A 533-nucleotide genomic window follows, 5' to 3' on the forward strand; every position below is an offset into this window, starting at 1 on the left:
CTCATGGCACGAAGCTGGAATGAATAACCTTATGACGTCCTACGCTGGGTTTGATTTTCTCAGTAAATCCTATGATGTGGGTATTGATTATGCTCGAGATCAGGCCAGATTGAGGCAGATGGGCCTTAATCAATCTCAAATGGCCCAGGCAGTTAGTTTTGTGACAAACATGAAAATGCCATATGCGTCACAGGTAGACATGATGCGTATCTTTACGGATGCGCAAGGTTCATTTCGCCAATCAGGGATGAACGGTAGCAAAGCGCTTGAAGCTGCTATGACAATGGCCCCTTTACTTGCCAATTATGAAGTGGCAATGGGCGCGTTGAGTGGTGACTCAAAGGCTGCGGCATCGTTCAACATGCGAAACCTCAATAAGATAGTTGAAATTATGGGGGGAACTAACCCTGGGCAACAGGAAAAAGCAAAAGCTATTGTTGATGCTGTATTTAAGGCTTCTCAGGCATCAGGGCGGTTAGTTGATGAGGCGCAGCTCAAGCATTTTGTTTCCTACGGGAGTTCGGCAACCAACC

At 46.5% G+C, this 533-nt stretch carries 1 protein-coding gene; it reads left to right on the top strand.

The window, feature by feature from the left end:
* Nucleotides 1-19 precede the first annotated feature (19 nt).
* The coding region (locus CWM53_RS28140; protein WP_133124390.1) for a hypothetical protein at nucleotides 20-533 on the top strand (514 nt) is incomplete at its 3' end.

Origin of the sequence: Klebsiella sp. A-Nf5, from assembly GCF_002810545.1 — a bacterium.
GTDB lineage: Bacteria > Pseudomonadota > Gammaproteobacteria > Enterobacterales > Enterobacteriaceae > Klebsiella > Klebsiella variicola.